Origin of the sequence: Coleofasciculus sp. A1-SPW-01 (genome assembly GCF_040217205.1) — a bacterium.
Classification (GTDB): domain Bacteria; phylum Cyanobacteriota; class Cyanobacteriia; order Cyanobacteriales; family Coleofasciculaceae; genus Coleofasciculus; species Coleofasciculus chthonoplastes_A.
In genome coordinates this window covers 19264-29907 of sequence record NZ_JAVJNP010000003.1, presented here as the reverse complement: position 1 = coordinate 29907, position 10644 = coordinate 19264, and the positions used below count along the sequence as shown (strand labels likewise).

The following is a 10644-nucleotide window of genomic DNA, read 5'->3' as shown; positions in this document are numbered from 1 at the left end:
GAGGCTGTTGGGGTGGAGGAGAATTTCTTTGACATCGGGGGGCATTCCCTGTTGGCGACTCAACTGGTTTCTCGGTTGCGAGAGGCTTTTGATCTGGAACTTCCCTTGCGTACTCTGTTTTCCTCTCCTACTCCCGCCGCTCTGGCTCAAGAAATCGAGACCAGGCGTCAGACAGAGGCTGGACGGGTAATTCCGCCCATTGAACCCGCATCGAGAACGACGGAGTTTTTACCGTTATCTTGGGCGCAAGAACGACTGTGGTTTTTAAACCAACTCGAAGGGGCTAGCGCCACCTACAACATAGCGGTAGCGGTTCATATTGCCGGAACGCTAGATATCCTCGCCTTGGAGCAAGCCTACCAGGAACTGGTTCAACGCCATGAAATTCTACGCACCACCTTTCCCTTGGTCAAGGGAGTTCCGGTTCAGGTGATTGCGCCACACACAGAAACAGCCATTGCGGTTGTGGACTTGTGCGGGTTAGAGAGTACAGAGCAAACGACTGAAGTACAACGCCAGGTCAAGTCCCACAGCGAACAACCCTTTAATTTGGCAACGGGTCCTCTGCTCAGTCTGGTGCTGCTCAAGCTGGCGCAGGATAGTCAGGTGCTGGTGGTGACGATGCACCATATCATCTCGGATGATTGGTCAATGAGTCTATTGATTCAAGAATTGTCTACTCTCTACCAAGGCTTTGCATCCAAGCAGCCCTCTGGGTTACCGGAACTATCCATCCAATATGCAGACTTTGCCCTTTGGCAGCGCCAGTGGCTACAAGGAGAGATTCTCAAGCAGCAACTGGGCTACTGGACGCAACAATTGGCAGGAATCCCCACACTCCTGAACCTGCCCACTGACCGACCCCGTCCCCCGGTGCAAACCTTCCGAGGTAGCACCCAGAGGTTTAAACTGAATCAGGATTTGACTCAACAACTCAAGCATTTGAGTCAGCAGTCAGGGACTACCCTATTTATGACCCTGCTAGCGGCTTTCGCCCTGCTCCTGTCGCGCTACAGTCGTCAGGACGATATTGTGATTGGTTCTCCCATTGCCAACCGCAACCGCCAGGAAATCGAGCCGCTGATTGGTCTATTTATTAATACCTTGGTGCTGCGGGTTGACCTGGAGAATAATCCGACGTTCTTTGAGTTGCTAGAGCGGGTGCAGCAGATGACTCTAGATGCCTATGCTCACCAAGATTTACCCTTTGAGCAGTTAGTAGAGGCACTGCAACCCCAACGCAGTTTAAGTCATCATCCTTTGTTTCAGGTGATGTTTGTGCTGCATAATGCGCCAACGCCAACTCTGGAGTTACCGGAGTTAACGCTGACGCCACTGGAGAGAGAGCGCACCGTGGCGAAGTTTGATTTAACCCTGTCGATGAGCGAGACAGACACGGGATTAATCGGGACTTGGGAGTACAACAGTGACCTGTTTGAGGCGGATACTATAGCTCGCATGGTCGGGCATTTCCAAACGCTCTTAAGTGCCATTGTGTCTCATCCCCAACAGACTGTGGGACAGTTCCCCTTGCTGAGTGAAGCGGAGCGACATCAGCTGTTGGTGGAGTGGAATCAGACTCAAGCTGAGTATCCCCAGGACAAGTGTATCCATCACTTGTTTGAGGAACAGGTAGAACGGACACCGGATGCTGTGGCGGTGGTGTGTGAAGGGCAGGATTTGACGTATCGAGAGTTAAATAGTCGGGCGAATAAATTGGCTCATTATCTGCAATATCTAGGGGTCAAACCAGAAACCTTTGTCGGAATATATGTTGAACGTTCTCTGGAAATGGTCGTGGGGTTATTGGGAATTCTTAAAGCTGGCGCCGCTTATGTTCCCTTAGATCCCGCTTATCCTCAAGAACGAGTTGACTATATTTTATCGGACTCAGAAGCTAATTTTATGATTACTTCAAGTCCGTTGGTAACTTTCTTACCTCAACAGGAAACTCAAATGATTTGTTTGGATACAGACGCGAATGTGATTTCTCAGCAAAATCCAGAAAATCCGAATAGCGAAGTTAAATCCAATAACTTATCATACATTATCTATACCTCTGGCTCAACGGGAAAACCGAAAGGTGTACAAATTTGCCATCAATCATTGGTAAATTTCATCAAATCCATGAGCAATAAACCGGGATTAACAACCCAGGATCGCCTTCTGGCTATCACGACCATTTGCTTTGATATTCATGCTCTGGAAATTTACCTACCTTTAACTGTAGGTGCAACGATTATTTTAGTCAGTCGTCAAGTCGCTCAAGATGGGTTGGAATTAGCCGATACAATTTCTAAACACGAAGCGACTGTGATGCAGGCAACTCCGTCAACTTGGCGAATGCTGTTAACAGCTAACTGGCAAGGAAATCCTCAATTAAAAGTGATTTGTGGCGGAGAATCTCTCCCCCGAGAATTAGCCAACAGTTTATTAGAGAAAGTGAGGTGTCTGTGGAATGTCTATGGACCAACTGAAGCGACTGTTTGGTCAACGACTTTTGAAGTAAAACATAACCGTGCAAACAGGGATAAAAATGCCCCAGAATCAATCGGTTATCCCATCGCTAATACCAAAATTTACATTTTAGACAATGAACTCCAACCTGTTCCCATCGGTGTGGTTGGAGAACTCTACATTGGCGGTGATGGAGTAGCACGAGGATACCTCAAGCGTCCCGAACTGAATGCTGAACGTTTTCTGTGCGATCCATTTCAACCGGGTTCTCAACTTCGGATTTACAAAACTGGCGACTTAGTCCGTTATTTACCTGATGGTAATATTGAGTTTCTGGGTCGGATTGACCATCAGGTGAAAATTCGTGGCTTCCGCATTGAGTTGGCAGAGATTGAAGCCGTTCTCAGTCAGCATCCCAGCGTCGGAGATGTAGTGGTGCTTGCCAGAGAGGAGGAACCTGGGGATAAACGTCTGGTTGCTTATGTGGTTCCCGGTGAGGAGACCCCAACGACTCATGATCTGCGTAGCTTCCTGAAGGAGAAGTTGCCGGACTACATGATTCCTTCAGCCTTTGTTTGGTTGGATAGTCTGCCGTTAACCTCGAATGGGAAGGTTGATCGCCGCGCCTTGCCAACACCAGAGGCAATCTCAAGAGACTTGGAGAGTCAGGTTGTTGCACCGCGTACCCCAAACGAAGTGGTTCTGGCTCAAATCTGGACGGACGTGTTGGGTGTTCAACAAGTTAGCATTCACGATAACTTCTTTGAATTGGGGGGCGACTCGATTCTCACGATTAAGATCATCGCCCGTGCTAATCAAGCGGGTTTACAGTTGACTGTGCGGCAGTTCTTTGAACACCAAACCATTGCTGAGTTAGCCGGGTTAGCTTCTCCAACGCCCCATGCTATGGCTGAACAGGGTATGGTGACAGGTTCTATACCCCTGACACCAATCCAACACTGGTTTTTTGAGCGGCATCAGGTCAATCCCCACCATTGGAATTGGTCTTTTTTATGTGGACTGTCTCAACGGTTAGACATTTCACGGCTAGAAGAGACGCTCAACTACCTGCTTTGCCATCATGATGCTCTGCGCCTGCGGTTTGATCACTCGGAGGCGGGGTGGCAACAACGGAATGCACCAATGGAGGCTTCTGTGCCGTTAACGGTGATCGATTTGTCAGCGTTAACCGTACAAGCCCAGCGAGAAGCGATTGAATCAGCTGCGGTCGAATTACAATCTAGTTTAAACCTAATTGATGGTCCCTTATTCCGGGTTGCTTACTTTAATTGTGGTGGTCAACAAGCTGACCGATTGTTGATGATTTTTCATCACTTTCTCATTGACGTCGTGTCTCAATCCATTTTGCTCGCCGATTTCCAAACCGTTTATTCGCAACTTGAGCGAGGAGAGACGGCAAAATTACCGCCGAAAACAACGTCTTTTCAAGCATGGTCTAAAAAACTCTGGCAGTATGCTCAATCGCCCGAAGTGGCTCAAGAGGCAACGTATTGGTTAGAGACAATTAAACCTGACCTATCTCCGTTGCCTGTGGATTATCCAGATGGGGTCAACACAGAGGCATCTACGGATCAGGTCATTCTCTGGCTCAGTCAATGGGAAACAACGGCGTTACTTGAACAATTTCCGGTCGTTTATGACCTAAAAATTCAGGAGGTTTTACTTACCGCTCTCGTGCTATCCTTTTCCCGGTGGACGGGAGAGCGATCGCTGCTGGTTGAATTGGAAGGTCATGGTCGTGAAGATCTCTTTCCTGATGTGGATCTGTCTCGGACTGTGGGCTGGTTTACCAGTCTCTTCCCCACCCAATTAGAGCTAGAGAATCCGGGGGAACCCGAAGCCGCTTTACTCTCGATCAAAAACCAATTGCGTCGCATCCCTGATCGGGGTATCGGCTTTGGTTTGTTGTATCATCTCTGCCAAGACAAGAGGATTTCGCAACAAATCCGTGAACTTCCTCAAGCTCAAGTGAATTTTAACTATCATGGTCAGCTTGACCGAGGTTCACCCTCTACTCTATTTACATCCGTACCCGAAAATAAAGGACCAGAACGAGATTTAAACGGCATCCGAATGTGTCCGTTATATATAGCGGCGAATGTCACCCGTGGACGATTACGGATGAGATGGAGTTACAGCACGAATTTGTACCAACGGAAAACGATCGCGACTCTCGCTCAAGGTTTTGTGGAAAACTTACAATTGCTAATTGCTCATTGTTTATCTAGTGGAGAAAACTAACATGACTGACGTTACTCTCGTTAAAAAATCCCCGGAAATATTCACAGAAAATAAATATCTGGTGGTCAAATCATTTCTCAGTGATCCTTTATTAAGGGTCGCCTATAATTACGCCTTAATGCTGGTTGAAACCGGAAAAATTAAAAAAGGGGATTGGCGATTTCCAGGAACACCGATCCTGAAACAGGATGTATTGATGGAAACCCTCCTCGAAGAGCTACGACCCCAAGTCGAATTAGCCACAGGGAAAAAACTCTACCCCACTTATGCTTACGGACGAGTGTACAAAAAGGGCGACAGTTTGGCTAAACATAAAGACCGATCCGCCTGTGAAGTGAGTGTGACGTTAACCCTAGGTTCTGATGGGAGTACGTCGTGGCCCATTTATGTCAACGGACCCCAAGGGATTTCCGCTATCTCTCTGAATCCGGGTGATGCTCTGTTGTATCGCGGCTGTGAAGTTGAACACTGGAGAGAAACCTTTGACGGGGAACATCAAGTCCAAGTCTTTCTGCATTACGTCGAGCAAGACGGACCGAAAGCGGAATGGCGATTTGATAAACGACCCCAACTTGGGGTGAAAAAACAAGTCACATTGATGGATAAGCTCAAAACATTGCCTTGGGTATTTAAGCTACAAATGCAGCGCCTGCGGGGAAATAAATAACCGTCAAAATATATATGTTTTAAGACTATGAATGCTTTAAATCGTCTCCTGTCCCCTCCGGATGAGGCGCTCACTTTTGTCGATATCTTGCGGCGGCGAGCCGACGATCAGCCAAATTCCGTTGCTTACTTATTCTTACCCGACGGAGAAACAGAAGAAATCCGCCTCACGTATCACGAGTTAGATACTCGTGCGCGAAGCATCGCCGCGCAACTTCAACGTCAGGGCGCAAGGGGTGAGCGAGCCCTACTCCTCTATCCATCAGGTTGGGAATTTATTTGTGCCTTTTTTGGGTGTTTGTATGCTGGAGTTGTGGCAGTTCCGGCTTATCCCCCTCGGCGCAATCAGCATCGGAAACGGTTACAAGCAATTGTGGCTGATGCTCAAGCCACGTTTGCCCTCACCACGACATCGGTGTTAACCCAGATGGGGTCTCGTTTAACTGAAGCGCCTGAACTCGCGGCGATGCATTGGTTGACAACCGATAGGATTGCCAGTGATATAGCCAGGGATTGGCACGTCCCGACAATAAACCAAGATACACTGGCATTTCTACAGTACACCTCGGGGTCAACGGGGACGCCCAAAGGGGTGATGGTCAGTCATGGAAACCTGCTGCACAATGAGCAAATGATTCAGCAGGCATTCGGTCATTCTTCAAAAACGGTGGTTGTTGGTTGGTTGCCGTTATTCCATGACATGGGACTGATTGGCAATGTCTTGCAACCCGTATACTTGGGTGTACAAAGCATTCTGATGCCCCCAGAGGCGTTCCTGCTCAAGCCTTATTGTTGGTTACAGGCGATTTCCCGCTATCAAGCCACAACCAGTGGTGGACCGAATTTTGCCTATGATTTATGTGTACAAACGATTAAGCCCGAACAACGAGCCAGTTTAGATTTGAGTCGCTGGAACGTCGCGTTTAATGGTGCCGAGCCAGTGCGTTGGTCAACCCTAGAGCAGTTTGCTCGCACCTTCGCGGATTGTGGTTTCTCGCCTCAGGCATTTTACCCCTGCTACGGTATGGCTGAGACAACCCTATTTGTTTCGGGGGGATTAAACAATCAACCGCCCGTCGTCTGTTCAGTAAAAGAGGCAGAACTGGCGAAAAACCAGGTCGTGGAAGCCCCAAGTGAAGAGCCAGGAACTCGCCCGATTGTGGGTTGTGGACAAGCCTGGTTAGACGAGACCCTTGCGATCGTTGATCCGGACTCCTTAACCCAATGTCCAGAAAAGCAAGTGGGAGAGATTTGGGTGTCTGGATCAAGTATAGCGGGGGGGTATTGGCAGCGATCGCAGCAGACCCAAGAAACCTTCCAAGGGTACATCGCTGATACAGGCGCAGGTCCGTTTCTGCGGACAGGGGATTTGGGATTTTTGCGGGCGGGTGAGTTGTTCATCACTGGACGACTCAAGGATTTAATGATCATCCGAGGTCGCAACCATTATCCTCAAGATATTGAACTCACGGTCGAAACCTGTCATTCAGCACTACGCCCCCACTGTGGCGCGGCGTTTTCGGTTCCCGTGAACGGTCAAGAAAAACTGGTGATTGCTCAAGAGGTAAAACGCAGTTCGCGGCGGACGCTCAACGCGGATGAGGTGATTGGGGCAATTCGTCGAGCCGTCGCAGCCGAACATGATATCGACGTTTATGGGATCGTCCTGCTGCGAACCGCCAGTATTCCGAAAACATCCAGTGGCAAAGTGCAACGGGGTGCCTGTCGGGATGGCTTTTTAGCTGACACCCTAAATGGGGTAACCTCCTGGTTGGCAACGTCTCAACCCTCAACTCAATTACAGCCAGGAGAGGCTGAGGTGAAAACGCTCCCTCAATCCCTGTCCCCTAACCGCCAAGAGGAAATCCAACGGTGGTTAATTGCCCAGGTGTCCCAGTCCCTGCAAGTGTTGCCCGAGGCGATAGACATTCGACACCCCTTAGCTGACTATGGTCTCAGTTCAATGGTCGCCATCCGTCTGGCGGGGGAGGCTCAAGACTGGCTGGGCTATAAAGTTTCTCCCACCTTATTGTACGATTACCCAACAATCGAACGTCTCGCCCAACAGTTAGCCCAGGAAACGGCAACTCTCGCCCCTACCCCCTACACACCCATTGTCCAACCAGACGCGATCGCGATCATTGGTCTGGGTTGTCGTTTCCCTGGTGCCAATGACCCAGATGCTTTCTGGAGGTTGCTGAAAAACGGTGTGGATGCCATTACTGAGATACCTAATTCCCGTTGGTCAGTCAACACCTTGTATGATCAACAGCCCGCCACACCCGGTAAAATGAGTACCCGTTGGGGCGGATTTCTGGAGCAAGTAGACGGTTTCGATGCTGATTTTTTCGGGATTTCTCCCCGCGAGGCAGAACGGATCGACCCTCAACAACGGCTGTTGTTAGAAGTCGCCTGGGAAACCCTGGAATATGCAGGTCTGAGCGCGAACCAGTTAGCAGGTAGCCAAACGGGTGTATTTATTGGCATCAGTAGCCAGGACTACTCCCGGTTTCAATGTGAGAACTATGCCGATATTGATGCCTACACCGGTACCGGTAATGCCTTGAGTATTGCCGCCAACCGCCTCTCCTATGTGTTTGATTGGCAAGGACCCTCCTTAGCCGTGGATACCGCTTGCTCCTCCTCCCTGGTTTCCGTACACTTAGCCTGTCAAAGTTTGCAAAATGGAGAATGCCAGCAAGCCCTAGCGGGTGGGGTGAATTTAATCCTATCCCCAGAGTTAACGATTACCTTTTCCCAAGCCAAGATGATGGCAGCCGATGGTCGTTGTAAGACCTTCGATGCGGAGGCGGATGGGTATGTTCGGGCTGAGGGCTGTGGCTTAGTGTTGCTCAAGCGTCTCAGTGATGCTCAACGGGATGGAGACAATATTCTCGCCATCATCAAAGGTTCAGCCATGAATCAAGATGGTCGCAGTAATGGGTTAACCGCGCCCAATGGATTGGCTCAACAGGCTGTGATCCGACAAGCACTCGCCAACGCGGGTGTCAAGGCATCGGAAATCAGTTATGTGGAAACCCATGGTACGGGTACGGCATTGGGTGATCCGATTGAGGTGGAATCCCTGAAAGCGGTGCGGCTGTCGGAGCAATCGGAACCATCGCCCTGTATTCTGGGTTCGGTGAAAGCGAATATTGGTCATTTGGAAGCTGCTGCGGGTATCGCTGGCTTAATTAAAGTGGTACTCTGCCTACAACAGGAAGAGATTCCCCGTCAGTTGCACCTCAACCAGTTGAATCCCCATATTTCTTGGGATGAGCGCTTATTTGGGATTCCCCAAGCACCACAGCCTTGGCTCAGGGGTGGGAAAGCGCGTGTGGCTGGGGTGAGTTCCTTTGGCTTCGGTGGCACCAACGCCCATGTTGTCCTGGCAGAAGCGCCTCAGGTAGAGACGCAACCCGAAACCCCTGTCCAAGTGCCAGAAGTCGAACGAAGTCTGCATCTTTTAACCCTCTCAGCCAAAACCGAGAACGCCCTTGGGGAATTAGTGAAACGCTATGGGGCGTTCTTAGCCACCCACCCAACTTCCTCACTTGCCGATATCTGCTTCAGTGCCAATACGGGGCGATCGCATTTTAACCATCGCCTCGCGGTTGTGGCTGAATCAACGGCGTCATTGCGTGAACAGTTAGCGGCTGGGCTGACGGGCAAAGAAACCCTGGGACGGGTGACGGGTCAGGTAACGAATCGCCAACGCCCCAAACTCGCCTTTCTGTTTACGGGTCAGGGCTCTCAGTACCTGAACATGGGACAGGAACTCTATCAGACGCAGCCCACCTTCCGTCAAACCCTTGATCGCTGCGACGAAATTCTGCGTCCTTACTTAGAAACCTCCCTGCTATCAATCCTCTATCCCGAACCGGGAATGAGTTCTCCCCTGAATGAAACCGCTTATACCCAACCTGCCTTATTTGCGATCGAATATGCTTTAGTGCAGCTTTGGCAATCCTGGGGAGTGCATCCTGATGCGGTGATGGGTCATAGTGTGGGGGAATATGTTGCTGCTTGTGTGGCGGGAGTCTTTAGTTTAGAGGAGGGGCTAAAGCTGATTGCGACTAGAAGTCGGCTGATGCAACGCCTAGATAGGGGCGGTGAAATGGTGGCGGTGTTTGCAGATGAGGCATCGATTCGTGATGTGATTGACTGGGATGACCAAATTGTCGGGATTGCTGCCTACAATAGTCCCCAAAATACGGTGATTTCGGGACAATCTCAGACTGTCCGAGACATCTGCGCCGCCCTAGAAGCGAGGGGAATTAAAACGAAACCGTTACAGGTTTCCCATGCTTTCCATTCTCCCTTGATGGAGCCGATGCTCACTGAATTTCATCAGGTGGCGGCAACAATAACCTACCAAACGCCCCAAATTGACCTGATCTCTAACGTCACCGGAAAGCGACTCACTGGCGCCGAGATTACGCCAGACTATTGGTGTCGTCATGTACGCCAAGGGGTACGATTAGCCGATAGTATCAAAACACTTCACGCCTGTGACTATAATATCTTTGTCGAAATTGGACCCAAACCAACCGTGTTGGGCATGGCACGCCAATCGCTACCCCAAGACGCGGGCGTGTGGTTACCCAGTCTACGTTTGGGATGCTCAGACTGGCAACAACTGTTACAGAGTCTGGCAGAGTTATATGTCCAGGGGGTTCCGGTAGACTGGTCAGGCTTTGATCGGGACTATCCCCGTCATCGGCTTATTTTACCCACCTATCCCTGGCAGCGATCGCGTTATTGGCTCGAAAGCACTAAAGTTGATGATCGTCAAACACGACTCCTGTCAAGCCCTAGTACCAATCCGCCTAATGGGATGACAGATCAACCCCAACCGGAGAGGCACAAACATCCGCTTTTAGGCAATCGATTAAACCATCTGGCACCGCCAAATCTTTATATCTGGGAAACTGAGATTGATGCGCTGTCTCTTTCCTACCTCAACGATCATCGAGTGTGGGATAGTATCGTCATGCCTCACAGTGCTTATATCGAAATAGCGTTGGCGGCTACAGAGGAAGCCTTTGAGAGCAAACCTAAACAGTTAACGAATTTAAAACTCTATAGCCCCCTATTTTTATCGGAACAAGACGTTCAGAAAATTCAAGTTGTTTTAATGTCTGAGTCTGATGCGTCATTATCGTTTTATTTATATAGCTATCAGCTAAACCCACCCACCTTACCTCAAGAGTGGAAGTTATATGCCACGGCACAGATTACCCTTTAAACTCCCCGATT

At 49.7% G+C, this 10644-nt stretch carries 3 protein-coding genes; all 3 read left to right on the top strand.

The genetic code is table 11. The features are described 5' to 3' along the window. Window positions 1-12: 12 nt before the first annotated feature. From RH949_RS00195 to RH949_RS00185, 3 genes are read left to right on the top strand one after another with little or no spacing between them, the layout of a single operon-like run. Window positions 13-4719: an amino acid adenylation domain-containing protein gene (locus tag RH949_RS00195; RefSeq protein ID WP_446351558.1), complete on the top strand. Its 4707-nt coding sequence runs from the start codon at window positions 13-15 to the stop codon at window positions 4717-4719. A 1-nt stretch (window position 4720) separates the two neighbouring features. Beyond that, window positions 4721-5386, top strand: coding sequence for a hypothetical protein (locus tag RH949_RS00190; protein ID WP_006104274.1), 666 nt, complete (start codon window positions 4721-4723; stop codon window positions 5384-5386). Window positions 5387-5413: 27 nt separating this feature from the next. Then, window positions 5414-10633, top strand: a complete 5220-nt coding sequence (locus RH949_RS00185; protein WP_446351557.1) for a hybrid fatty acyl-AMP ligase/type I polyketide synthase — start codon at window positions 5414-5416, stop codon at window positions 10631-10633. Window positions 10634-10644: the final 11 nt, after the last annotated feature.

Coding starts and splice junctions, on each gene's coding strand:
- RH949_RS00185 (WP_446351557.1), top strand. CDS start 5,414: ATGAATGCTTTAAATCGTCTCCTGTCCCCTCCGGATGAGGCGCTCACT.
- RH949_RS00190 (WP_006104274.1), top strand. CDS start 4,721: ATGACTGACGTTACTCTCGTTAAAAAATCCCCGGAAATATTCACAGAA.